General features: G+C 70.1%; 23 protein-coding genes and 1 pseudogene. 5 read left to right on the top strand and 19 right to left on the bottom strand.

Features of this window, described 5'->3' with window-relative positions; translation table 11 throughout:
* Together STVA_RS01200 and STVA_RS01195 are read right to left on the bottom strand one after the other, a co-directional pair.
* Positions 1 to 1,704 (bottom strand): solute carrier family 23 protein, encoded by a 1,704-nt coding sequence (locus STVA_RS01200; RefSeq protein ID WP_123689920.1) that lies wholly within the window; start codon positions 1,702 to 1,704, stop codon positions 1 to 3.
* 51 nt (positions 1,705 to 1,755) lie between these two features.
* On the bottom strand, positions 1,756 to 2,640 hold the full coding sequence (locus STVA_RS01195; RefSeq protein WP_123689921.1) for a transcriptional regulator GcvA: 885 nt from the start codon (positions 2,638 to 2,640) through the stop codon (positions 1,756 to 1,758).
* A gap of 212 nt (positions 2,641 to 2,852) precedes the next feature.
* Between STVA_RS01195 and STVA_RS01190 the strand changes: the two genes are divergently transcribed.
* The gene (locus STVA_RS01190) at positions 2,853 to 3,089 is read left to right on the top strand and encodes a DUF1127 domain-containing protein (protein WP_123689922.1); all 237 of its coding nucleotides are present in this window, start codon (positions 2,853 to 2,855) and stop codon (positions 3,087 to 3,089) included.
* An 82-nt stretch (positions 3,090 to 3,171) separates the two neighbouring features.
* Here STVA_RS01190 and STVA_RS28035 read toward each other — a convergent pair whose 3' ends face one another.
* The 4 genes and pseudogenes from STVA_RS28035 to STVA_RS01175 all read right to left on the bottom strand — a co-directional run bounded on the left by STVA_RS28035 (position 3,172) and on the right by STVA_RS01175 (position 6,512).
* The gene (locus STVA_RS28035; RefSeq protein ID WP_246782864.1) at positions 3,172 to 3,870 is read right to left on the bottom strand and encodes a hypothetical protein; all 699 of its coding nucleotides are present in this window, start codon (positions 3,868 to 3,870) and stop codon (positions 3,172 to 3,174) included.
* Between the two features lie 137 nt (positions 3,871 to 4,007).
* A pseudogene (locus STVA_RS28030) lies at positions 4,008 to 4,232 on the bottom strand (class I SAM-dependent methyltransferase); the annotation flags it as partial.
* Between the two features lie 197 nt (positions 4,233 to 4,429).
* On the bottom strand, positions 4,430 to 5,416 hold the full coding sequence (locus STVA_RS01180) for an NADPH:quinone oxidoreductase family protein (protein WP_123689924.1): 987 nt from the start codon (positions 5,414 to 5,416) through the stop codon (positions 4,430 to 4,432).
* A 52-nt stretch (positions 5,417 to 5,468) separates the two neighbouring features.
* Complete coding sequence (locus tag STVA_RS01175; protein ID WP_123689925.1) at positions 5,469 to 6,512, bottom strand: asparaginase; 1,044 nt, start codon at positions 6,510 to 6,512, stop codon at positions 5,469 to 5,471.
* Positions 6,513 to 6,734: 222 nt separating this feature from the next.
* Here STVA_RS01175 and STVA_RS01170 point away from each other — a divergent pair, with 222 nt between their 5' ends.
* Positions 6,735 to 8,588, top strand: coding sequence for an ABC transporter ATP-binding protein/permease (locus STVA_RS01170; RefSeq protein ID WP_170216469.1), 1,854 nt, complete (start codon positions 6,735 to 6,737; stop codon positions 8,586 to 8,588).
* A gap of 80 nt (positions 8,589 to 8,668) precedes the next feature.
* A complete protein-coding gene (locus STVA_RS01165; RefSeq protein WP_123689927.1) occupies positions 8,669 to 9,424 on the top strand; it encodes a hypothetical protein in 756 nt (251 codons plus the stop codon).
* A 12-nt stretch (positions 9,425 to 9,436) separates the two neighbouring features.
* On the opposite strand, the gene STVA_RS01160 is transcribed toward STVA_RS01165, so the two are convergent.
* The 7 genes from STVA_RS01160 to rpmH form a co-directional block, all read right to left on the bottom strand.
* Positions 9,437 to 10,138 (bottom strand): HAD family hydrolase, encoded by a 702-nt coding sequence (locus tag STVA_RS01160; RefSeq protein WP_170216470.1) that lies wholly within the window; start codon positions 10,136 to 10,138, stop codon positions 9,437 to 9,439.
* A gap of 25 nt (positions 10,139 to 10,163) precedes the next feature.
* On the bottom strand, positions 10,164 to 11,075 hold the full coding sequence (gene argB / locus STVA_RS01155) for an acetylglutamate kinase (RefSeq protein ID WP_123689929.1): 912 nt from the start codon (positions 11,073 to 11,075) through the stop codon (positions 10,164 to 10,166).
* A gap of 194 nt (positions 11,076 to 11,269) precedes the next feature.
* Positions 11,270 to 11,938: a ribosome biogenesis GTP-binding protein YihA/YsxC gene (gene yihA, locus STVA_RS01150; RefSeq protein ID WP_123689930.1), complete on the bottom strand. Its 669-nt coding sequence runs from the start codon at positions 11,936 to 11,938 to the stop codon at positions 11,270 to 11,272.
* A gap of 3 nt (positions 11,939 to 11,941) precedes the next feature.
* Positions 11,942 to 13,663: a membrane protein insertase YidC gene (yidC, locus tag STVA_RS01145; protein WP_123689931.1), complete on the bottom strand. Its 1,722-nt coding sequence runs from the start codon at positions 13,661 to 13,663 to the stop codon at positions 11,942 to 11,944.
* A 25-nt stretch (positions 13,664 to 13,688) separates the two neighbouring features.
* Entirely contained in the window at positions 13,689 to 13,961 is a 273-nt protein-coding gene (gene yidD / locus STVA_RS01140) for a membrane protein insertion efficiency factor YidD (protein WP_123689932.1), read from the bottom strand.
* Positions 13,958 to 14,374 (bottom strand): ribonuclease P protein component, encoded by a 417-nt coding sequence (gene rnpA / locus STVA_RS01135; protein ID WP_123689933.1) that lies wholly within the window; start codon positions 14,372 to 14,374, stop codon positions 13,958 to 13,960. The genes yidD and rnpA overlap by 4 nt, the downstream gene beginning before the upstream one ends.
* Positions 14,374 to 14,508, bottom strand: coding sequence for a 50S ribosomal protein L34 (gene rpmH / locus STVA_RS01130; RefSeq protein WP_123689934.1), 135 nt, complete (start codon positions 14,506 to 14,508; stop codon positions 14,374 to 14,376). Before rpmH ends, rnpA begins: the two co-directional genes overlap by 1 nt.
* A 167-nt stretch (positions 14,509 to 14,675) precedes the next feature.
* Here rpmH and STVA_RS01125 point away from each other — a divergent pair, with 167 nt between their 5' ends.
* Together STVA_RS01125 and STVA_RS01120 are read left to right on the top strand one after the other, a co-directional pair.
* Positions 14,676 to 16,088, top strand: coding sequence for a dihydrolipoyl dehydrogenase family protein (locus STVA_RS01125; RefSeq protein WP_123691241.1), 1,413 nt, complete (start codon positions 14,676 to 14,678; stop codon positions 16,086 to 16,088).
* Entirely contained in the window at positions 16,088 to 17,512 is a 1,425-nt protein-coding gene (locus STVA_RS01120; RefSeq protein WP_245978323.1) for a sensor histidine kinase, read from the top strand. The genes STVA_RS01125 and STVA_RS01120 overlap by 1 nt, the downstream gene beginning before the upstream one ends.
* Positions 17,513 to 17,541: 29 nt before the next feature.
* On the opposite strand, the gene ggt is transcribed toward STVA_RS01120, so the two are convergent.
* The 6 genes from ggt to STVA_RS01090 all read right to left on the bottom strand — a co-directional run bounded on the left by ggt (position 17,542) and on the right by STVA_RS01090 (position 24,436).
* The gene (gene ggt, locus STVA_RS01115; RefSeq protein ID WP_197735760.1) at positions 17,542 to 19,146 is read right to left on the bottom strand and encodes a gamma-glutamyltransferase; all 1,605 of its coding nucleotides are present in this window, start codon (positions 19,144 to 19,146) and stop codon (positions 17,542 to 17,544) included.
* Positions 19,147 to 19,202: 56 nt separating this feature from the next.
* The gene (locus STVA_RS01110; RefSeq protein ID WP_245978324.1) at positions 19,203 to 20,078 is read right to left on the bottom strand and encodes an ABC transporter permease; all 876 of its coding nucleotides are present in this window, start codon (positions 20,076 to 20,078) and stop codon (positions 19,203 to 19,205) included.
* Positions 20,079 to 20,110: 32 nt separating this feature from the next.
* Positions 20,111 to 21,163 carry an extracellular solute-binding protein gene (locus tag STVA_RS01105; protein WP_245978325.1) on the bottom strand — a complete coding sequence of 351 codons (1,053 nt, stop codon included), beginning with the start codon at positions 21,161 to 21,163 and terminating at the stop codon, positions 20,111 to 20,113.
* Between the two features lie 58 nt (positions 21,164 to 21,221).
* Entirely contained in the window at positions 21,222 to 22,304 is a 1,083-nt protein-coding gene (locus tag STVA_RS01100) for an ABC transporter ATP-binding protein (RefSeq protein ID WP_123689936.1), read from the bottom strand.
* Between the two features lie 4 nt (positions 22,305 to 22,308).
* On the bottom strand, positions 22,309 to 23,127 hold the full coding sequence (locus STVA_RS01095; RefSeq protein ID WP_123689937.1) for an ABC transporter permease: 819 nt from the start codon (positions 23,125 to 23,127) through the stop codon (positions 22,309 to 22,311).
* 109 nt (positions 23,128 to 23,236) lie between these two features.
* Positions 23,237 to 24,436 carry a multidrug effflux MFS transporter gene (locus STVA_RS01090; RefSeq protein WP_197735759.1) on the bottom strand — a complete coding sequence of 400 codons (1,200 nt, stop codon included), beginning with the start codon at positions 24,434 to 24,436 and terminating at the stop codon, positions 23,237 to 23,239.
* Positions 24,437 to 24,439 lie beyond the last annotated feature (3 nt).

Genomic DNA, 24,439 nt, shown 5'->3' with positions numbered 1-24,439 from the left:
TCAGGACTCGAAGCGCAGTTCCAGCCGGTTGCCGGTTCCGTCGGTGCGGAGCCGGCAGCCGTCCGCCAGGCCGGCCACGATGTGGGCGGTCATCTTCAGCAGGGCGGCATCGTCTTCCATCAGTTCGTCCGGCGTCGGCCGGGGGGCGCCGATCGGCAGCGGCTCGCCCGCATAGGCAATGACGACATCCAGGTGCAGGTCGTCGTAGCGCAGGGACACCTGGACCCCGGGTGCTGCCAGTATTCCCGATTCGAACAGCGTCTCGACCGCCTGCATGGTGCCGAGTTGGGCATGGTCTACCAGCGTCCGGCGCAGGCCCCATTGCTGGCCCTTGCGCTCGAAGAAGTCGCGCAGGCGGATCGGCAGCGGGTCTTCCGCCGTCAGGTCCAGCCGCTCCTGCTCCGAGATGCCGATGCGGAACAGCAGGTTCAGCCCGACCGCGACCAGCGAGCCCACGAACAGCGGCGAGCCCATGACCGGCTTCAGCCAGTCCGGCGCCGACAGGGCCAGTTCCGGTCGCAGCAGGGCCGCCATGCCGGCGATGATCGACAGGCCGACCATGAAGATCCGCCGGGTGTTGAGCATGCGCGAGAAGACCAGCTCCATCCCCGCCGCGATCATGAAGGCGGCCGCGTTCAGGACGATGGCCCCCACCACCGGCTCGGGCAGGATCGCCAGGAACATCGCGATCTTGGGAATGAAGGCGCAGGCCATGCCAAGAAGGCCGGTCAGCACGCCGATGCGCCACGCCACCGCCCCGCTGGTGAAGGAGAGCCCGACGCTGGACGAAGACAGGCCCGCGGGATAGCCGCCCAGCAGCCCGGCCAGGATATTGCCGCCGCCCACGGCGCGGATCGCGCGCTCGGCCGTCGCGGTATCGGTGCGCTGCCAGTCGGCGTCGGCCAGCTTCTGGGCGCTGACATGGGCCCCCATCGCATCCAGCGTGTGCACGCAGGCGATCAGCAGCACCAGCGGCAGCAGGTTCCAGTTGAAGATCCAGCCATCGAAGGCAATCCGCGGCAGGGCGAACACCGGCGTATCCGCCAGACGCCGCAGGTCGCCCGGCGAGAACAGGCCGAACGCGATCGACAGGCCGATGCCGGCACCCGTGCCGATCATCAGGCTGAACAGGCGCCAGGGACCGCGGCCATAGATCGCCGTGCCGACGATGATGGCCAGCGTCACCCCGGCCACCATCGGGCCGATGCCGGCCTCGCCGCGCCCGTCCTCTTCCAGGCACCGCTCGAGCGCCCCCGGCACCAGCGACAGGCCGAGCAGGATGACGACGATGCCGATCACCTCCGGCGGGAAGGCACGGCGAAGCCAGCGCAGGCTGCGCGCCAGCGCCAGTTGCGTCACCCCGGCGACGACGACGAGCGGGGCCAGTGCCGCCAGCCCGCCGAACGGCAACGTCTGCAAGGCCAGCGGCAGGAAGATGGGCGAGGGCTGGTGCACGTGCAGATGGCCGCTGCCCCAGGGTGCGGGCAGCGACTGGACGACGGTGCCGAGCCCGATCGCCAGGATGGCCATGGTCAGGAACGGCAGCTCGGCCTGGTCGGACAGGCCAAGGCCCCGGCCCACCATGACCGGGTAGACCAGGAACATCAGGAGCAGGATCAGGTGCTGAAATGCCAAGGCGGCAAGGCGATGCGGCGGCAGACGGTCCTCACGACCGTAGACCAGCAGTTGGGATTTACGGTCCATTCAGGGTAGCGCTCTCCACTGTCCATACCGCCCGCTGGTTCACTGCAGAGATTAGGCCGCGGCCGCCTCGCGCATCAACCAGTCGCGGAAGGCCCGCACTTTTGCTCGGCCCGTGTGCGCCGCCGGGCAGACGATGTAGTAGGCAAGATCGCTCGCGATATCGATTCGGAACGGCCGCACCAGCCGCCCCGCCTTCAGGTCCTCCTGGGCCAACGCGCTGCGCGCCAGGGCGATCCCCTGCCCTTCCACCGCCGCCTGCACCACCATGCTGGAATCGCTGAAGCGCGGGCCGCGCCGCCAGTCGACCCCGTCGACGCCGGCGGCATGCAGCCACATCCGCCAGTCATGCTCGAAATCGTCATGCAGCAGGGTGTGGTGGCGCAGGTCCTGGGGCTCGCACAGGGGCAGCGCCCCGGCCAGTAGCCGCGGGCTGCACACGGGATAGAGCGCCTCGCTCATCAGCCGCTCGCACACCAGCCCCGGCCAATGGCCGCGGCCGGCCCGGATCGCCACGTCGACCCCGTCGTCGAAACTCGACAGGCGGGTGTCGGCAGCGATTCGCACCTCGATGTCGGGATGCTCCGCCTGGAAGCGGCCAAGCCGCGGCACCAGCCACTTGGCGGCAAAGGACGGCACGACCGTCACCGTCAACGGCCCGCCGCCATCGTCGCGCCTGGCGCGGGCGACCGATCCCTCGATGCGATCGAAGGCATCGCGGATGGAAACCAGCAGCTCGCGCCCCGCATCGGTCAGGGCCAGACGGCGCGGCATGCGGTGGAACAGCAGCACCCCCAGCCATTCCTCCAGGCTCTTGATCTGGTGGCTGACGGCGGCCTGGGTCACGGCCAGTTCGTCGGCGGCCCGCGTGAAGCTGAGCAGGCGGCCCGCCGCCTCGAAGGCCCGGAGCGCATTCAGCGGTGGCAGTTCCCGGCGCATGATGGATTAGCTCAATTGATCGTTCGCATGAAAATTCATCGTTTGTTCTTCCGCAAAATCACCATTATTTCAAGTCATATGAAAGATGTACGGAACTTCCCGGCCCAGCCCTTCTTATCCTAATCCTCGCGGACCACCCCGCGCAGGGGTGGGCACGACGGGTCGTCTGGACCGGCTCCGATGACGTCCGAAGAGCGATGGAGTACCCCACTATGGCTTCCCCTTCCCTGAGCCCGGCTCGCGGTCCTGGCCTCGCGCCGTCCGTCGGCACCCTGGCCATCCGTCCGGGGAACCTGCTGACCCGGCTGTTCGCCGGCCTCGTCGACTGGAACGACCGCTATCGCCAGCGTGTCCATCTGGCGCAGATGGACGACCGCATGCTGCGCGACCTCGGCCTGACCCGGTCGCAGGCCCTGGGCGAGCACGACAAGCCCTTCTGGCGCGGCTGACTTCTGGCGCGGCCGGCCCCCACCCGTTCCCGCGGCCGCCCAGGAACGGCCGGACGGTCCCCCCGTCCGGCCGTTCGTTCTTTCAGATTCCGACGATCCCGGTGCGCTCCGCGCCGTAGCCCGATATCAGCATCCGGTTGATGCCGTTCAATGCCGCGTAGGTCGGCGCGAACGCTGCCTGGAACGCGCGGTCGTCGAGCCGGCGGTCGACCGTTTCCCGCAGATCATTCTGGATGTCAGCCACGGTGCGACGCCCGTCGCAGCGGGCGACGATGGGGCCGGCCAGCGCCGGCAAGGGCAGCGCCAGCGGTTGCCCGTCGAATCGCACGGTCAGCGGCACCCCCGGCTTCAGCGTCCGCGCCAGCGCCTGGGGATCGAGGTCGCGCAGCACCGGGATGGCCGACGGCGTCGGCCGGGCCTGGGTATCCTCACGGCGATCGGCCGCGACGGCGTAGGCGATATGCACCTTCATTGCCGACGACAGCAGCTCGGCCGCGGCCATGCGGTCGGGCTCGTCCATCTCGCCCAGGCGCCGACGGACCGCAGGGTCCGACGTCCAGGTCTCCGGCCGGTAGCGGATCGGCTCGATAAAGCTGACCAGGCGCAGGCCGGCCGCGGCCAGCAGCGCCAGCACGCCCGGCACGCGGTAGGCGCGGTCGCGCGCATGCAGCAGCAGGTCGAACAGCCCGGCATCGCTCGACAGATGGTCGCCCAGCAGCGGGTTGCGGCGCAGCAGGTTGGTTTCCGGCAGGGCGCGCACCAGGTGCCGGGCCAGTGCCACGCGCTCGGCCGCCGGGCGGGCGGGCGGGGCAGCCGGCGCAGCAGGTCCTGCGTCTCGTAGACGCCCGACCGGCCCAGCTCGCCATAGACCATGATGCCGACGCCGCCGCCCGGCGCCAGCGCGCCGGCCAGCGCGCGCAGCCCCGCCTCGGGGTCTTCGAGGTGGTGGAGCACGCCGCAGCAGTCGACATAGTCGAAGCGGCCGAGCGTGCCGGCATCCAGCAGCGAGCCGGTTTCGAAGCGGATGTTGGCCAGCCCGCGAACCCGGGCGCGCGCTTCCGCCACCCGCCGCGATGCCGCGGACAGGTCCAGGTGGACGATCTCGGCCGGCTGGCCGCGATCGGCCAGTTGCTGGGCCAGCATGATGGCGCCGTCGCCGGTGCCGCCGCCGGCGAACAGCACCCGGAACGGCCAGGCCGGATCGCGGCGAGCGCCGTAGATATAGTGGTCGATCTCCAGCAGGTGGCTGGGCGACCCGGTGATCAGGCGCCGGCGCTCGTCCGCCGGGTCGCGCGCGGGATAGGGATAGGCCTGGTACTGCGCCTGGACGGGGTCGGCCATTATTCCGTGCGACCGGTCGTCAGCACGACCTTGCCGGTCGACTGCCGGTCGCGCAGCAGGCCGATGCCGGCCGCAGCCTCGGCCAAGTCGAGACGGTGCGAGATGTGCGGCTTCAACTTGCCTTCGCCATACCAGCCGAAGAGGGTGTCCAGGCTGTCGCGCACGACCTGCGGGTCACGCTGGCGATAGGCCCCCCAGAAGAGGCCAATGACCGAGATGTTCTTCACCAACAGGATGTTGGCCGGGGCCTGGGGAATGCGGCCGGAAGCGAAGCCGATGACGATCAGCCGCCCTTCCCAGGCGATGCAGCGCAGCGAGGTGTCGAACACATCGCCGCCGACCGGATCGTAGATCACGTCGGCGCCGCGGCCGTCGGTGATTTCGCGCACGCGTGCCCGCAGGTCCTCGTGGCTGTAGTCGATCAGGTGCCCGGCCCCGTGCAGGGCGGCCACCGCCAGCTTCTCGGGGCTGGACGCCGAGGCGATCACCGTCGCCCCCATGGCCCGGCCGATCTCGACCGCCGTCAGGCCGACGCCGCCGGCGGCCCCATGGACCAGCAGCGTCTCACCCGGCTGCAGCCGGGCCCGCCGGTCGAGCGCCACATGCGAGGTGCCGTAGACGACCGGGAAGGAGGCCGCCGTCACCAGGTCCATGCCGTCCGGCACGGGGAACAGGCGATCCTCGGGCGCCACCAGATATTCGGCATAGGCGCCGGTATCGACCAGAGCCGCCACCCGGTCGCCCGGGCGCACCCGGGTCACGCCCTCGCCGCACGCCTCGACGATGCCGGCCGCTTCCAGGCCGGGGACGAACGGCAGCGGCGGCTTCTCCTGGTACTGGCCCAGTACCATCAGCCCATCGGCGAAGTTGATGCCGACGGCGTGGACCGCGACGCGGACCTGGCCCGGCCCGGGATCGGGTACCGGGACCTCGTCGACCGACAGGTTGGCGAGATCGCCATAGGCGTGGCAGCGGACGGCGCGCATGGCAGTACCCCTTCGCGTCAGGACGGGTCTTGGCGTCAGAACGGCTCGTTTATCAGAAGGGCTGGCCGGCGGAGCGGACGACGCCCACGTCCCGGCCGGCCACGTTGCGGATCGGCACTTCCAGGAAGGCCGAGAGGGCCGCTTCCTGGGCCGGCGAGAAGGCGCCCAGCCGTTGCAGGGCGGCCGCCATCGCCACCTCGGCCGCACGGCCGGTGCCGTCGTCGATCTTGACCGTGATGCCGATGCCGCGCCCGACCAGCAGGGCGCAATAGACGCCCTCGGCGCCACTCTTCAGCCGCACCGTGTCGCCCGCCACCTCCATCACCCGGGTGACGAAGTTGCCGTGGCCGCTGACCATCACCGGCTCGGCCGCCATCGCCTTCAGGATGCGGGCCGCCGCCGCCGCCCGTTCGGGCGCCAGGCCGGTCGTGTCGTCGAGCCGGGCGAAGGCCCGCGCCAGCGCGCGCAGGGGCACGCCGAAGACCGGAATGCCGCAGCCGTCGGCGCCGCGGCCGGTGTCGGCCAGCGACTCCCCGCCCATCTCCTCGATCGTCTGGTAGAGCTTCTGCTGCAAGGGATGCTCGGGCCGGATGTAGCCCTTCAGCGGCAGGCCCATGTGCAGGGCCGTGGTGACGAAGCCCGAATGCTTGCCCGAGCAATTGTTGTGCAGGGTCGTCGCCTGGCCATCCGCGCGCAGCAGCGCTTCCATGGTCTTGGGGTCGTAGGGCAGGTGGGCGCCGCATTCGAGATCGCCCGGCGACAGGCCGACGCGGCCGAGCCAGGCGGCCACGGCCTCGGTATGCACGCTCTCGCCGCGATGGGAGGCGCAGGCCAGCGCCAGTTCCTTGTCGCCCAGGCCGAAGCGGTCGGCCGCGCCCGATTCCACCAGCAGCAGCGCCTGCAACGGCTTGATGGCCGACCGCGGGTAGACCGCCTGGGCCACGTCGCCCGCCTGGTGCAGGACCCGGCCGGCGGCATCGACGACGGCGATGGAGCCGCGATGGCGGCTTTCGACGACGGTGCCGCGGGTCACTTCCACCAGCACGGGATTGAGGGCGGTCGCGGCGGCGACGGCGGACAGGGGAGCTTCGTTCATGGTTCTTGGGCCTCGGGCCGTGGGGGGCGCCGCAGACCTTGCATCCGGCGACCGGCCTAGGCAAGCGGACCGTGCGCCGAACGCAACCGCGGTGGTGCAGAGCCCATGCAACCACCGCGCAAGTCCGGCGTTGTCGCGGTCGGGTCCGTCCGGCCGCGGCGGACCGCCGGCGAGCATCCTTGGCGATGCCCTGGCCCCAGCGGCTTCGGGGAAATTCAGGTCATGGCGAAGACGTTGTCGGCACCGGCAGGCGAAGAGGAACGCCGCCTGGTCATGCTCCGCTTCTGGCAGGCGGCGCTGGGCTTCTGGCGCGGCCCGAGTGCGCTGCTGGCCTGGTCGCTGACGATCGGCCTAGTCCTGATCGTGCTGGGCCAGATCGCCATCCAGTACCAGATCACCGTCTGGAATCGGGAATTCTTCGACGCCCTGGAGCGTCGCGACGGCAGCACGGTGTGGGCGCAGTGCCTGCTGCTGGCGGGCCTGGCGGCGGCGGCCGTGACCCTGGCCGTGATCGGCGTCGGCGGGCGGTTCTTCACCCACATCAACTGGCGGCGCCACGTCTCCAACGGCCTGCTCGACCACTGGTTCTGGAACGGCCGCTACTACCGCATCAACCTGATGGCGGGCGACCACGACAATCCCGAGCTGCGCATCGCCGACGATGCCCGCGTCGCCACCGACGCCCCGGTCGATTTCGCGGTCGGCCTGCTGTCGGCGGTGGTCGGCGCCATCACCTTCATCACCGTTCTGTGGCGGGTCGGCGGCGGCATCGGCGTCAGCGGCTACGAGATCCCGGGCTACCTGGTGATCGCGGCCATCGTCTATTCGTCGATGACGACGGGCGCGATGCTGGTGGTCGGCCGGCGCTTCGTCACGGTGGCCGAGCACAAGAACAAGGTCGAGGCCGATTTCCGCTACTTCGCCGTGCGCCTGCGCGAGAACGGCGAAAGCATTGCGCTGCTGGGCGGCGAGGCCGAGGAGCGCGAGGCCCTGGGCCGCCGCCTCGACAGCATCCGCGGCGCCTGGGTGGCCCTTTGCGGCCAGTACATGCGCACGACCTCCATCTCGCAGACCAACACACTCCTGGCGCCGACCGTGCCGCTGCTGCTGTGCGCGCCCAAGTACCTGGCCGGCAGCATGTCGCTGGGTGACGTGATGCAGGCGGCGACCGCCTTCATGGCGGTGCAGGCCGCCTTCAACTGGCTGGTCGACAACTATCCGCGCCTGGCCGACTGGAAGGCATCGGCGCTGCGCGTCGGCTCGCTGCTGCGCTCGCTCGACGTGCTGGAGCATGCGGAGGCGCCGGGCACGATGGGCCAGATCGTCCATACCGAGGATGACGGCCCGGCCCTGCACCTGAAGGACGTCTCGGTCACCCTCGACGACGGCACCGGGGTCGTGGCCGAGACCGATTTCGGCATCGACCGCGGCGAGCGGGTGCTGGTCGTCGGCGAATCCGGCAGCGGCAAGAGCACGCTGCTGCGGGCCGTCGCCGGGCTGTGGCCCTGGGGCGGAGGCGAGGTCCGGGTGCGCAAGGGTGCCCGCCTCTTCTTCATGCCCCAGCGTCCCTATCTGCCCATCGGTTCGCTGAAGCGCATCACCGCCTATCCCCAGGCGCCGGACGCCGTCGAGGACGACGCGCTGCGGGCGGCGCTGGAGATGGCCGAGCTGGGCCATCTCGTCGACCGCTTGCATGACGACGACGATTGGGATCGCATCCTGTCCGGCGGCGAGAAGCAGCGCATCGCGTTCGCCCGCATGTTCCTGCTGCGCCCTGACATCATCATCATGGACGAGGCGACCGCGGCCCTCGACACCCGCACCCAGGACCTGATGCTGCGCCGGCTGATCGAGCAACTGCCCGACAGCGCGGTCATCAGCGTCGGTCATCGCAGCGAGCTGGAACAGTTCCACGACCGCCGCCTGACCCTGGCCCGCCATCCCGAGGGCGCCAAGCTGGTGCGCGACGAGGCGCTGACGCGGGTGGGCGAAACAGCCGGTTGGCTGGCGCGGCGCCTGTCCGACCCCCGCGCGAAACTGTTGCGTCGGCGCCGCGCGGCCCCGTCCGCAAGCTGAGGAAAGGGCACTTTGGCTACCATCCGGTGACGACGGCGTTACAATCGGGGCAAACAGGTTCATTCGGAGTTCCGCCCGAGATGCTTGCGTCCCTGCAGCAGCGTCTCGCCCTGGCCGGCCGGCCGGGCGACGAGGTCGCGCCACAGCCTGCCTATCTTCGCCGCCATGTCCTGGCGCCGGTGGTGGTGCTGGCCGTCCTTGTCCTGGCCGGGCTGGCGGCCGCCCCCATCCCCGGCGCCTATGCCCTGCTGATCGCCAGCGAGCAGGGCATCGTCGAGAATGCGTCGGCCCTGATCGCGCTGGCCGGCCTCGTGCCGGCGGTGGCCATCATGCGGCATCCGGGGGTGCCCCGCCCCTGGCTGCCGGTGTGGGCCGGCTGCTTCGTCGTCGGCCTCGCCTTCATCGCGGCCGAGGAGGTGAGCTGGGGCCAGCAATGGTTCTTCTGGGAAACGCCGGAATGGATCGGCGCCGTCAACACCCAGAACGAGACCAACTTCCACAACTACGCCAAGTGGAGCGAGGACCTGCCCAAGACGGTGCTGAGCCTGGCGGTCCTGGCGACCGGAATCCTGTGGCCGCTGTGGGTCTTGCTCGGCGGTCGTGACGGCTGGATCCGGCGGACGCCGCTGCACTGGATCTGGCCATCGGCCGCCTTGTGGCCCAGTGCGGTCATCGCCTTCGGCCTGCGCATCGCCGAGCGGCTGGTCGCCAACCTGCCGGGCGCGGACAGCGGCGCGCCGGTCTTCCGCAGCCTGCGCGAAGGGCTGGAGCTGTTCCTGATCCTCTTCGTCGTGGCCTATCTGGTCGACCTGGGCGCGCGCCTCGGCCGCCGTTAGCACCGGCCGGCGTCAGCCGGCGAGCAGCCGGTCGATCGCCAGCGCCAGCCCCGGCACGTCCGCCACGTCCGCGTCGGGCACCTCGCGCAGGCTGCGCGGCCGCTGGCCCGCATGGCGCCCGGTCCGCAGCCGCACGGCCGCCATGCCGAGCAGGCGGGCCGGCGCAATGTCGTTGTCGATGCGGTCGCCGACCATGACGCACTCAGCCGGCGCCACTGCCAGCGCGGTCGCGGCCGCCAGGAACGCGCGCACGTCCGGCTTGCGGAACCCGTTCGTGCCGCTGACCGCGAAATGGTCGAAGTACGGCGCCAGTCCCCCCGCCGCCAGCCTTTCCAGCGCACTGGCCGGCTGGTTGGCGACCAGGCCGAGGCGCACGCCCCGGCCATGCAGGCCGGCCAGCAGATCGGCCATGCCCGGCCGCAATTCGAAGGCCGGCGGGTCGGCCGCCATCCGCCCGGCAACCGCCACCATCGCGCGACCGCAGGCATCCCGGTCGCCGCCCAGCGCCGACCAGACCACCGCCTCGTAGAGGTTGGGCGCGAAGCTGGCGACCGCCGCTCCGCACAGCCGGTCGTATGCGCCCGGATCGAGCCGGCACCCCTCGGCGGCCAGGGCCGCCAGGATAACGCCGTCGATCCGCTGCTCGAAGGCCGTCTCCTGGTCAAGCGGCCCGCCGACATCGAAGAGGACGGCGCGGCGCGGGCCGGCCGTCACGTCGAACCCAACCCGGCCGCGCGGCTCAGGCGGCTTCGCGACGGATGAGCGTGCCGACGCCATGCTCGGTGAAGATCTCCAGCAGGACCGAATTGGGCACGCGCCCGTCCAGGATCACGGCCGCCTCAACCCCGCCGTCGACCGCTTCCAGGCAGGTCTCGACCTTGGGGATCATGCCGCCGGTGATGGTGCCGTCGGCGATCAGCCGGCGCACGTCGCCATCGGTCAGTTCCGGCATCAGGTCGCCGGCCTTGTCCTTCACGCCCGACACATCGGTGAGCAGCAGCAGGCGCGTCGCCTTCAGGGCGGCGGCGACGGCGCCGGCCACCGTGTCGGCATTGATATTGAAAGTCTCGCCGTTCGGCCCCAGCCCGATCGGCGCGATGATCGGGATGATGCCTGACTTCTCGAGCGCGCGGATGATCGACACGTCGATGACCTTGGGCTCGCCCACGAAGCCCAGGTCCAGCACCTTCTCGATGTTGCTTTCGGGATCGCGCCTGGTGCGGGTCAGCTTCTCGGCCCGGATCAGGCCACCATCCTTGCCCGACAGGCCGACGGCCACGCCGCCGGCGCCGTTCACCATCGCGGTAAGCTGCTTGTTGATGGCGCCCGACAGGACCATCTCGACGATCTCGACCGTCTCGCGGTCCGTCACGCGCAGCCCGTCGATGAACTCGCTCTTGATCTTCAGGCGGGCCAGCATGGCGCCGATCTGCGGGCCGCCGCCATGCACCACCACCGGGTTGATGCCGACTTGCCGCAGCAGGACGATGTTGCGCGCGAACAGCTCGGCCACCGTCTCGTCGCCCATGGCATGGCCGCCATATTTCACGACGAAGGTCTTGCCGGCATAGCGGCGCATGTAGGGCAGCGCTTCGGACAGGGTCGACGCCTTGGCGAGCCACTCGGCGCGGGAAATGTCGGCAGCGGTCATCGGTCGGGTTCCCCGGGATCAGGCGGAGGCAGGTAAAAGGGCCGGGACTGTATCCGAATAGCCCCCGGCGCCAAAGCGGGAGATTCCCCGTGCGCCCTCAGGCCGGCGGGGCCACCGTCCAGTCGCGCCCGTCGAAACGCCGGCCGCGCACGCCCCCTGTCTTCCAGCCGGTAACCCGCTCGGGCGGGCGGCGGTCAGGCCGGATCGGCCAGGGCTGTCAGGATGGCCCTGAGCTCGGGGATGCCGCGGCCGTCGCGGGCGCTCGTCTCGACGATCACCGGGTGGGCGGCGACGTGGGTCTTGGCCTCGCGCGCGACCTTGGCGCGGATCGCATCCAGCTCGCCGCGGGATGGCTCGTCGGTCTTGGTCAGGACGATCTGATAGGAGACGGCGGCCGCATCCAGCATCTTCATCCAGCTCCGGTCGCTGTCCTTCAACCCGTGCCGGGCATCGATCAGCAGGCAGAGCCGGCGCAGCGTCGGCCGGCCGCGCAGATAGGCGTCGATCACCTTGATCCAGGCCGCCACCTCGGTGCGCGAGACCTTGGCATAGCCATAGCCCGGCATGTCGATCAGGTTCAGGCGCGTGCCCAGCCGGAAGAAGTTGAGCTGGCGGGTGCGGCCCGGCGTGTTGGAGATCCGGGCCAGCGAATTGCGCCCGGTCAGGGCGTTGATCAGGCTCGACTTGCCGACGTTCGAGCGGCCGAGGAACGCGATCTCCGGCAGATCGAAGGGCGGCAGGTCGCCCGGATTGGTCGCCGCCCAGAAGAACCCGCACTCCTGGGCGAAGAGGAGGCGCCCGGCCTCGATCGCGGCTGCGTCGAGTTCGGGCGTCTCCGGGATCGCGGGGCGGGCTTCCTCCATGGCTCAGGCAGCCCCGGCGCGGCGCATGATCAGCCACTGCTGCAGGATCGAGAGCAGGTTGTTCCACGCCCAGTAGATCACCAGGCCGGCCGGGAAGGCCGCCAGCAGGTAGGTGAACAGGAACGGCAGGATCATGAACACCTTGGCCTGGATGGGGTCCGGCGGCTGCGGGTTCAGCTTCTGCTGCAGGAACATCGTCACGCCCATGATGATGGGCCAGGCGCCGATCATCAGGATGTGCGGCGGCGTCCAGGGGATGAGGCCGAAGAGGTTGAACAGCGTCGTCGGGTCCGGCGCCGACAGGTCGCGGATCCAGCCATAGAACGGCGCGTGCCGCATCTCGATGGTGACGAACAGCACCTTGTAGAGCGCGAAGAAGACCGGGATCTGGACGACGATCGGCAGGCAGCCCGAGGCGGGGTTCGCCCCCTCCTTGCGGTAGAGCTGCATCATCTCCTGGTTCAGGCGCTGCTTGTCCTCGCCGTACTTCTCGCGCAGTTCCAGCATCTTCGGCTGGAGCAGCTTCAGCTTGCTCATGGCGCGATAGGACTTGTTGGCGAGCGGGAAGAAAGCCGCCTTGATGAGGACCGTCAGCAGCAGGATCGCCAGGCCGAAATTGCCGAGCCAGCGGTAGAAATAGTCGATGACGTAGAAGATCGGCTTGGTCAGGAAATAGAACCAGCCGAAGTCGATGGCGCGGTCGAAGCGGGCGATGCCCAGCCGGTCGCGATAGTCGTCGAGGAGATGGACCTCCTTGGCGCCAGCGAACACCCGGTGCGTCGTCTCGGCGCTGGCGCCGGGCGCCAGGCTGCGCGTGGCCCCCAGATAATCGGCCTGGTAGGCGTCGTCGGTGCCGCGCCGCTCGTAGGTGAAGCGGCTGCTGACCGCGTCGGCCGGGTCGGGAATCAGCGAGACCAGCCAGTATTTGTCGGTGAAGCCGAGCCAGCCGCCGGTCGTCTTCTGCTCGACCAGCTTCTGGTCCTTGATCGAGGAGTAGCTGATTTCGCGCAGCACCCCGTCGGTGACGCCGATCAGCCCCTCATGCAGGATGTAGAAGCCCTCGGTGTGGGGCGTCGGCCAGCGCTTGGTCAGCGCATAGGGCAGCAGCGAGACGGGTGCCGTGCCGGTGTTCTCGACCCGGTCGGTCACCGTCATCAGGAAGTTGGCGTCGAAGGCGATCGTGCGCCGGAAGACCAGGCCCTGGCCGTTGTCCCACGTCAGCGCCAGCGGCTGCTCGGCGGTCAGGGCCGTGCCCTCCGCCTGCCACAGCGTGTCGTCCTTGGGCATCGCCACGTCGCGGTTCTCGGGGCCGGCGATCCAGCCGAACTGCACGAAGTAGGGCCGCGCGGTCTCCGACGGCGACAGCAGGTCGATCAGCGGACTGCCGGGCTGCACCGTCTCGCGGTAGTCCTTCATCGTCAGGTCGTCGACGCGGCCGCCGCGCAGCGAGACCGAACCCTTCAGGCGGGGCGAATCGATCGACACGCGGGGCGAACGGGCCAGCGCCGCGGCCCGGTCGAGCACCGAGCCGGCAGCCGGTGCGGCGGCCGGAACCCCGGGCGTCGCCGGCGGCGTCGCGTCGCCGGACGGGCGCGCGGCCGGATCGGTCTGCTGCTGCTGTTGGCGGGCGGCCTCCTGCTGGGGCTTCTGCACGAAAAACTGGAAGCCGAGCAGGATGGCGATCGAAATCGCGATCGCGAGGATCAGGTTCTTTTGATCGGTCATCGATGGATCCGCACGGGGATAATGGCTACCGGCGATGGCCGGCGCAGCAGGACGGAGTCCGCGCGGGGGCGGAATCCGGGGAAGGCACGGGATCGTATCCGGCACTTCCCCACGGATTGCAACGCACCAGTCGCCGCAGGGTGAGCCAGCTGCCGCGCAGCGCCCCGTGACGGCCGAGTGCTTCCACCGCGTAGGCCGAGCAGGTCGGCTCGAACCGACAGCTTGGCGGGAAGAGCGGCGACAGCACCCATTGATAGGCGCGGGCGCAGACCACCAGGCAACGCGTGGCGATGTTCATGCCGCCGACATTCCGGCACCGGAGGGTGCCAACACGGGCGTCGGCATGGCCGGCGGCACCGGGCGTGCACGGGCGACGCGGTCGAGCGCCGTCTGCAGGTCGCCCAGCAACGCCGCGAACGGCCGCCCGGCGGTGCCGTCGCGGGCGATCAGGACATAGTCCCAGCCGGGTTGCCCCCGCACGGGAAGGATCGCGGCGGCCACCGCCCGCAGTCGCCTGCGGGCCCGGTTGCGCACGACGGCGCCGCCCACCTTGCGGGTGGCGGTGAAGCCGACGCGCGGTGGCCCTTCGGCCGGCGCATCGACACGCTCACAGGCTTGCAGGACCAACCCGGGGGCGGCCCATTTCCGCCGTGCGGCGGCGACGCGCAGGAACTCCGACCGTTGCGTCAGCCGTCCGACGGCCGTCGCCATCAGGCGGAGAGGCGCTTGCGCCCCTGCGAGCGGCGGTTCTGGATAACCTTCTTGCCGCCAACGGTCGCCATGCGCGCACGGAAACCGTGGCGACGCTTGCGAACCAGGCGGCTCGGCTGAAAGGTGCGCTTCACAGCACAATACTCCGAGGAAAGATCGACGTTTTTCGAGAGTGCGGGCTTATACGGGAGCGACCGGGGCAAGTCAACGCAAGAGCGGCCCCGCAGCCATGACGGGAAGGTGAGTGGCTTCCACCCGCCCGATGATGCTACCGCGGGCCGGCATGGAGACCAAATCGGGCATGGATGGCATTGCCGCGGACATCTGCGTCATCGGCGGCGGCTCCGGCGGGCTCAGCGTCGCCGCGGGTGCCGCCCAGATGGGCGCGCGCACGGTGCTGATCGAGAAAGGCCTGATGGGCGGCGACTGCCTGAATTTCGGCTGCGTGCCGTCCAAGGCCCTGCTGGCCGCGGCCCATGCCGCCGCCGGCATCGGCCATGCCGCCCGGCTGGGGGTCGATGCCGGCCCGGTCGCCGTCGATTTCGAGCGCGTGTGCGCCCATGTGCGGGCCACCATCGCCGCCATCGCCCCGCACGATTCGGTCGCCCGCTTCGAGGGGCTAGGCGTGACCGTCCTCCAGGCCGCGGCGCGCTTCACCGGCCCCGACACGGTCGAGGCCGGTGGCCGGACGGTGCGGGCCAGGCGCTTCGTCATCGCCACCGGCTCCACCCCGCTGGTGCCGCAGATCCCGGGTCTGGACGGCGTGCCCTACATGACCAACGAGACCATCTTCGACTGCCCCGCCCTGCCCCGGCACCTGCTGGTGATCGGCGGCGGGCCGGTCGGTATCGAGCTGGCCCAGGCCTTCGGCCGCCTCGGCAGCCGGGTGACCGTGCTGCAGGGGACCACCATCCTGCCGCGCGACGACGCCGAGCTGGTGGCCGTCGTCCGCGATCGGCTGCTGGCCGAGGGGATGGCCATCCACGAGGGCGCGCGCGCGGCGACCGTCGCCATGGACGGCGAAGAGATCGTCGTGACGACCGCGGACGGCGTGCGAGTCGCGGGCAGCCACCTGCTGGTGGCGGCCGGGCGCCGTCCCACCGTGGCGGGCCTCGACCTGGAGCGGGCCGGCATCGCCTTCTCGGCTGGCGGAATTGCCGTCGACCGCCGGCTGCGGACCGGCAATCGCCGGATCTTCGCGCTGGGCGACGTCATCGGCGGCTACCAATTCACCCACATGGCGGGCTATCAAGCCGGCATCGTGCTGCGCAACGCCCTTTTCCGCTGGCCGGCCCGCGCCTGCGATCGCGCCGTGCCGTGGGCCACCTATACCGAACCCGAGCTGGCCCAGGTCGGCCTGTCGGAGGCGACGGCGCGCGCCCAGGGCCGCGAGGTCCGGGTGCTGCGCGCGACCATGGCCGACAACGACCGCGCCCGCGCCGAGGGCCGGACCGAGGGGCTGGTGAAGATCGTGACCGACCGTCGCGGCCGGGTGCTGGGGGCGGGCATCGCCGCCGCCCATGCGGGCGAGCTGATCCAGCCCTGGATCCTGGCCGTCGGCCGGGGCCTGGGCATCGGCGCCATGGCTGGCATGATCGCGCCCTACCCCACCCTGGGCGAGGCCGGGCGTCGGGCGGCCGGCAGCTTCTTCACCCCCACCCTCTACGGCCGGCGCACCCGCTGGCTCGTGCGCCTGCTGCAACGGCTCGGCTGATGCTGGCCCGCCTGCTGCGCAAGCCCGGCCGGATGGGCCCGGTCACCGGCCTGTCGAGCCGGCTGCTGGTGATGACGGTCTTCTTCGTCATGCTGGTGGAGGTGTTCGTCTATGCCCCGTCGGTCGCCCGCTTCCGCGTCGACTGGCTGGAGCAGCGGGTGAGTGCGGCCCAGCTTACCGTCATCGCGCTGGAAGCCACGCCCGACGCCTCCGTCACGGTGGAGCTGGCCAACCGCCTGCTGGACCAAGTGGGGGCGCACGCGATCGTCGTGCCGCCGACCGCCACCAGCGTGCGCCGCGGCATCTTCCGCGACATGCCGCCGGCGATGGACGTGTCGCTCGACCTGCGCGACCCCGGCTTCTTCACGCTGATATCGGACGCCTTCGGCACGCTGATCCATGGCGGCGAGCGGGTGCTGTGGGTGAAGGCCAACGCCCCCAGCCTGGTCGGCGGCCGGGTCGACCTGCTGATCGACGAGGCCCCCCTGCGCCGGGCCATGATCGCCTTCTCGTGGCGCATTCTCGGCCTGTCGCTGCTGATCTCGTTCCTGACCGCCGCCCTCATCTTCGTCACGCTGCGCTGGATGATCGTGCGGCCGCTGCGCGAGATCGCGCGCAGCATGATCCGCTTCAAGGAGAACCCCGAGGACGCCAGCCGGTCCGAGGCGCCATCGGCGCGCAGCGACGAGATCGGCCTGGTCCGCCGCGAGCTGGCGGCGATGGAAGCGACCGTGCGCCAGGCCCTGCGCCAGCGCGCGCGCCTGGCCGCCCTGGGCGAGGCGGTGACCCGCATCAACCACGACCTGCGCAATATCCTGACCACCGTCAGCCTGCTGTCGGACCGGCTGAGCGGCAGCGACGACCCCGACGTGCGGCGCGTGTCGCCGACCCTGATGGCGGCCATCGACCGCGCCGTCCAGCTCTGCCAGCGCACGCTGGACTTCGCGCGCGAGGGCGGGCCGCTGCTGAAGCGCAGCCGCTTTGCCCTGGCCGCGCTGGTGGAGGAGCTGAAGCCGATCCTGTCGGCGCCGAACGGGCGGGAATTCACGCTGGAGAACGCGGTCGACCCGGCGCTGGAGATCGAGGCCGACCGCGACCTCATCTTCCGCGTGCTGTCGAACCTGGGCCACAACGCCGCGGCCGCCGGTGCCGCCCGCGTCACCGTGACAGCGACCGTGGAAGGCGGGCAGACCATGATCTCCGTCACCGACGACGGGCCGGGCCTGCCGCCCAAGGCGATCGCCAACCTGTTCCAGCCCTTCGCCGGCGCCGGCCGCAGCGGCGGCACGGGCCTGGGCCTGGCCATCGCCCGCGAACTGATGCGCGCCCATGGCGGCGATGCCACCCTGGTGCGCAGCGACGCCAGCGGCACCGTCTTCCGGCTGCGCCTGCCGATCGCCGAGGGGGCCGCCGCCCCCCAATAGACGGGCGACGGCCTTGGCGAGAGGCCGGCCTACACGGTCAGGATGGAGCCGCCCGTCGACGGGTCGGCGCCGCCGGTGACCTGGTCGCCATCGACCATGATCGCGTGCACGCGGGCGCAAATGTAGGGCAGGACGCTGCGGATGGTCTGGTAGCCCATCGCGCCCAGCGCCTCGCAGGTCATGACCGGGATGCGCGAGGCGACGTCGATGGCGTCGCCCGTGGCCGAGAAGCGCGGCGCGTTCACCGCCTCGACCACCGACATGCCGTGGTCGACCACGTTCAGGATCACCTGGAGGATGCCCATCGGGATGTTCGAACCGCCGGGGGCGCCCAGGATGAGGAACGGGTCGTCGCCCTTGAAGAGGATCGTCGGTGCCAGCGAGCTGACCCGGCGCTTGTTGGGCGCCAGCGACTGCGACCGGCCGGGCCGCGGGTCGAACATCGCCATGGCGCCATTGTACATGAAGCCCAGGCCGGGGGTGATGACGCCCGACTGCATGCCCAGCGTGTGGGTCATGGTGACGGTGTTGCCATCGGCGTCCAGCGTGCAGAGATGGGTGGTGTCGGCCCCCTCTACCGTCGACGCGCGCGGCACCTTCGCCACCTCGCCCCGGCGGATCGCCTCGGCATCGGCACGGGCGGCCTCGCGGTCGAAGATCGCCTCGGCCGGGATGTCGACGAAGTGGGGGTCGCCGATGTCGCGGTCCTTGACGATCTGGGCGCGCTTCATCGCCTCGGCCACGACGCGGATGTATTCGGGCGTGTTGAAGCCCAGCGCCTTCAGGTCGAAATGCTCCAGGATGTGCAACATGCGCAGCAGCATGGCGCCGCAGCCGGGCGGCGGGTTGGAGGCCACGCGCAGGCCGCGATAGCTGCCCCAGATGGGCGGCGTCCATTCCGCCTCGTAGGTCTCCAGGTCGGCCTTGGCCAGCAGGCCGCCTCGGGCGGCGAAATCGGCCGCGATCGCGTCGGCCATGGCGCCGCGATAGAAGGCGGCCGGGCCATCGGCCGCGACGGCGCGCAGGCTGCGGCCATAGTCGGGGTTGCTGACCTTGGTGCCCGGGCGCAGCGGCACGCCCTCGCCATCGAAGAAGAGCGAGGCATATTCCGGCGTGAAGCGCAGGCGGTCGATGATCTCGACCCGGCCCATGTTCTCGATCTTCGTCCAGTAGTCATGGACGGCGGGCGTGATGCGATAGCCCTCCTCGGCGATGCGGGCGGCCGGCAGCACCACGTCGGCCCAGGGCAGCCGGCCATAGAGGCTGTGCATGCCGTGCAGGCCGGCGACGGTGCCGGGCACGGCCACCGACTGGTAGCCCAGGTCGTTCACCCGGCCCTTCAGCACGAAGCCGAAGCCGTCGCGCGTCTCGTATTCCAGGATGTCGCGCCACATGTCGGGGCGCACGGCCAGCGGCGCCTTGGAGAAGAAGTTGATGACCGCATGCACGCCCTGCTTGGGCAGATAGACATGGGCCGCGCCGAAGCCGGCCATGCCGCACATCATCTGGTCCATGACGCCCTGAGCGAACGCGGTCGCGACCGCCGCGTCGACGGCGTTGCCGCCGGCCAGGAATATGCGCGCGCCGACCTCCGCCGCATCGTTCTGCGGCGCCACGACCATGCCTCGTTCCATCGAAGCCCCTCCGGGGTGCTGGCAATCAGGTATTGGGGAATCAGGTGCCGGGAGATTCAGCGGCGGATGCGCCGCTGCAGGAAGATCGTCGACAGGATAGTCAGCGTCAGCGTCGTCGTCATCAGCACGAAGGCGAGTGCGGCGCCGAACGGCCAGTTGGTCGAGCGCGCGATCTGGTCGTAGAGGGCGGGCGCCATCATCTTGAACTGCGGCCCGCCCAGCAGCACGGGCGTGGCATAGGCATTCATGCAGAGGATGAAGACCAGCACCGTGCCGGCCAGCACGCCCGGCATCGCCAGCGGCAGGACGATCCGGAAGAAGGTGGTCGACGGCTTGGCGCCGAGGTTGAGGGCAGCCTCCTCGACCGAATAGTCGATGCCCTCCAGCACGCTCTGCAGGGTCAGGATCATGTAGGGCAGGACGACCGCGATGATGCCGATGACGACCGCGGTCGGCGTGTAGAGCAGCTTGATCGGCTCGGCGATCACGCCGGCCCAGCGCAGCAGCGCGTTCACCACCCCCTCGTTGCCCAGCACCACCATCCAGCCCGCCGCCCGCACGACGTTGCCCACCATCAGCGGGAAGACCGCCAGGATGACCAGCAGGCTCTTGAAGCGGCTGGTGGTGCGGGCCAGGAAATAGGCGACCGGAAATGCCAGCGTCAGGCTGATGATGGTACAGGCCACGGCCACCTGGATGGTGGTCCACAGGACCTTGAGATAATAGGCGTCGGTGAAGAACTTGACGTAGTTCTCCACCGTCACCGCCTCGACCATGAACTTGCCGGGGACGAACTGGTTCAGGCTGTACCGGAACAGGATCGCCATCGGGATGACGAGGACGAGGATGACCAGGATCGTCGCCGGCCCGACCAGGGCCGGCGCGATCGAGCGCCGCCGCCCGCCGGCCGCTTCTTCGATGACGACGCTCACCGGATATCCCCGTCCTTGCCCATGCTACCGCCTCAGCCCTTGAAGCTCTTGTTCCACCACTCCAGCAGGCTGGCGTTGTTCTTGGCGACGTAGTCGTAGTCGAGCGTGTTGAACTTCGCCTGCTCGGCCTCGGTGAAGCCGATCTCCTTGGCCAGCTCCTCCGGCAGCTTGGCATTGCTCACCGTCGGCACATAGCCCATGCGGTCGGCGAACAGCACCTGCCCGCCAGGATCAAGCATGGCGTCCAGATAGGCCCAGCCGTTGGCCTTGTTCTGGCCGTTCTTGGCCACGGCCGCATCGAAGATGATCGGCGTCGTGCCTTCCTTTGGCGCGATCGTGGCGAGCGGGATGCCGGCCTTCTTCCACATGAAGCCGCGGGCGCGCCACATCACGGTCGCCCACACCTCCTCGCTCTTCAGGGCGGCGGCCAGGGTCTCGTTCGAGGGGTAGACCTTGGGATCGTGCTTCTTCAGCTCGGTCAGGGCGGCCTTGGCCGGCTCGTAGTTCGACATGCTGCCGCCATTGATGAGCGCGGCGGATTCGATCACCTGCATGTAGAGCCCGTCGGCGAAACCGATCCGGCCCTTGTATTTCGGGTCGATGAAGTCCGCGAAGGAGGTCGGGCTCATTTTGGACGGGTTATAGACCAGCACCTTGCCGCTATAGATGTGCGGGATCGCGTACTTCTTGCCCAGCGCCTTGATGATGTTCTTGGCGTTCGGCACCCGCTCCATGTCGACATCGTCGAACAGGCCCTGCTGCGACATCTCGTACATGTCGATGTCGGACAGGCACGCCACGTCCAGCGTGCCGCGGCGGCTCGCGCGCTCGGCCAGCAGCTTGGTCTTGCGCGGCGGGGCATTGCCGACGTCGTGGATGACCTCGATCCCCTTCTTCTCCAGGACCGGCTTCTCGAAGTTGGCGGTCAGCAGTTCCTGGTAGTCGCCGCCCCACGTGCCGACGACCACCGGCCCCTTGGCCAGGGCCGGCATCGGGAAGCCGGCGGCCAGGGCAGCCGCCCCGGTTCCCGCCATGAAACCGCGGCGCGTCAGACGCATCTTGCTCACCCGTTCGATTGCGCTCATTTCGCTCTCCCGTTCCCAGTCGTTCTACGGCTTGTCTTGCACGCGGGGGGCCCGCCGCTCAGGGCGGTGCCAGCAACAGGGCGGCGGCCGGCGGCCACGAGACGGTGACGGGCGTGCCGACCGCCAGGGCAGCCGTCGCCCGCCGCGGGTCGTCGACCGGCGTCGCGTTGGGCTGGGTCACCGTCACCTCCTCGCCCGACGCCAGGCGGGCGCGCACCTCGGTCGCCGACCCCAGATAGGTCACGAAGGAAACCTGGGCGGCAAAGGCGTTCGGCCCGGCCGCATCGCCGGCCTGGAGGCTCGCCTTCTCGGGCCGGATCGCCAGCACGCCGGCGCCGCGCGGGCCAGCCCCGGTATCGGCGAAGGCGACGTCGAGCCCGCCCTTGGTGCGGAAATGGCCGGGGGCGGTCACCGTCCCCTCCAGGAAGTTCGAGCGGCCGATGAAGTCGGCCACGAAATGGTTGGCCGGGCGCTCGTAGAGCTCGGTCGGGCTGCCGATCTGCTGCACCCGGCCCTGGCTCATCACCACCAGCCGGTCGGCCAGGGTCAGCGCCTCCTCCTGGTCGTGGGTGACGAAGACCGTGGTGAGGCCCAGCGACTGCTGGAGCTGGCGGATCTCGATGCGCACGCTGAGCCGCAGCTTGGCATCGAGGTTGGAGAGCGGCTCGTCGAGCAGGAAGACCTCCGGCCGGATCACCAGCGCCCGGGCAAGCGCGACCCGCTGCTGCTGCCCGCCCGAAAGTTGGCGCGGCAGGCGGTCGCCCAGGTGGCCCAGCTGCACCAGGCGCAGGGCCTCTGCCACGCGCGGCGCGATGTCGGCCTTGGACACGCGCCGCATCTCCAGCCCGAAGGCGACGTTCTGGAAGACCGTCATGTGCGGGAAGAGCGCGTAACCCTGGAACACCATGCCGGTGTTGCGGCGATAGGGCGGCAGGTGGGTCACGTCCTTGTCGCCGATCAGGATCTGCCCGCTGCTGGCGGCGATGAAGCCCGCGATCATGCGCAAGGTCGTGGTCTTGCCGCAGCCGGACGGGCCCAGCAGCGCCACCAGTTCGCCCTCGCGGACCTCGAGATCGACGTCGTCGACGGCGGCCACGCTACCGAAGCGCTTGGCGAGATGGCGGAGCGTTACTTGCGACATGGCCCTACACCACCCGGCTCAGCTTCACGAAACAATCGGTGATCAGCATCAGGGCACCGATGAGGACGATCTGGATGAAGGACACGGCCGCGATCGTCGGGTCGACCTTGAATTCCAGGTACTGGAGGATGGCGATCGGCAGCGTCGTCCGCCCCGGCCCGACCAGCAGCAGCGTCAGCTCCAGGTTCTCGAACGAGGTGATGAAGCTGAAGAGCGCGGCTGCCACCAGCCCCGCCCGCATCATCGGGAAGGTGACGCGGCGGAACGTCGTCCAGCGGTTGGCGCCCAGGTTCATCGCCGCATCCTCGACCGAGCGGTCGATGCCGACGAGGCTGGCGGTGATCAGCCGCACGGTCCAGGGGATGGTCAGCATGACGTGGGCCAGGACGAGGCCTTCCAGCGTCGCCTGGAGCCGCCACTCCATGTAGTTGTCGATCTCGATGTAGAAGATGTAGAGCGCGGTGCCGGCGACGATGCCGGGCACGATCAGGGGCGACAGCAGCAGCATGTTGATCGTCTCGCGCCCCGGGAAGCGGTAGCGGACGAGCGCGATCGAGGCCAGCGTGCCGAGCGACACGCCGATCAGCATGGCGATGAAGGCCACCTGCAGGCTCATCATGAAGCCGCGCGCGAACACCCGCTGCTGCCAGACGTTGGAGAACCAGCGCAGCGTGTAGCCTTCGGGCGGGAACGAGATGATCTCGTTGCTGAAGAAGCTGATCCAGCCGATGAAGATCACCGGCGTCAGGATGAAGAGATAGACGAGCACCACGACGGCATAGAGCGCCGCGCGCCGCCAGTAGCGGGCGAGCTGAATGGTCATTTGCCGGCAGCCGCGCGCGGCTGCCGTTTCCCCGTCGTGCGCATCCGTCTCCCCGTCCGTCGCGGCACCAGTTTCTTGTCCCGATGGTAGGAATGCCCGGCCTCTACCGTCAAGGCGTGCCTTCCCGGCCCAGCAGGGCCAGCCGTACCACCACCAGCCCCACCCCGGCCACGCCGATCGCCGTCGCCATCGGGATCGAGGTCCCGTCGAAGGCATGGCCGACCGCGATGCCGACCGCGGCCGCCGTCGCCATCTGCAAGAAGCCGACCAGGGCGGCCGCTGCCCCCGCCTTGGTCGGGAACGGCCCCATGGCGCCCGCCTGGGCATTGGGGAAGACCATGCCGACGCCCACCATGTAGACGACCGAGGGGCCGACGATCGCCGCCACCGTCTCGACCCGGCCCCAGGCCAGCGCCGCCATGGCGAGCCCGCCCGCGCAGGCGATGCCGGCCCCCAGCGCGATCATGCGGTCGATACCGAGCCGTTGGGTCAGCCGGCCCGCCAGCGTCGTGCCGGTGGCATAGCCGACCACGAAGGCCGCGAAGCAGAACCCGTAGCGGTCGGGCGACAGGCCCACCACCTCGATCAGGACATGGGCGGAGCCCGAGATGAAGGCGAAGAGCCCGCAATAACCCAGCGCCACCGTGGCGGCGTAGCCGAGGTAGCGGCGGCTGGAGAGGAAACCCAGATAGTTGGCGGCGAGCTGGCGCGGCGCCAGCGCCGTCGGGTCGGGGTGGCGGTTGCTCTCCTCCAGCAGCGTCACCACGCCCAGCAGGATCACCGCGGCATAGAAGCCGAGCAGGGCGAAGTTGGCGCGCCAGCCGACCCAGACCTCGACGAAGCCGCCCAGGATGGGCCCGACCGCCGGCGCCAGCGCCATGGCCGCCCCGACATAGGCCAGCACGCGGGCCGCCCCCTCGCGGCCATAGAGGTCGCGGACGATGGCCCGGCCCAGCACCGGCCCGGTGCAGGCCCCCAGCGCCTGGAAGAAGCGGGCGGCGATCAGCGCCTCCATGGAGGGCGCCAGCATGCAGGCGACGGTGGCCAGCAGATAGACGACGGTGCCGCCAAGGATGACCGGCCGCCGCCCGAAACGGTCGGACAACGGGCCGCAGACGAGCTGGCAGCAGGCGAACGCCACCAGAAAGAGGCTGAGGGTGAGCTGGGCCGCGCCGACGTCGCTGCCGAGGTCGCGGGTCAGCGCCGGCAGCGACGGCAGATAGAGGTCGGTCGAGAGCGGCCCCAGCGCCACCAGCCCGGTGATGAGGACGACAAGCGCCCGCCGAGGCGCCGGCACTGACACCGACATGGG

Source organism: Stella humosa (assembly GCF_006738645.1).
In the GTDB taxonomy this organism is placed as follows: Bacteria; Pseudomonadota; Alphaproteobacteria; order ATCC43930; family Allostellaceae; genus Allostella; species Allostella humosa.
Note: the sequence above shows the minus strand (reverse complement) of the source record. Positions and strands in the feature narration are given on the sequence as shown.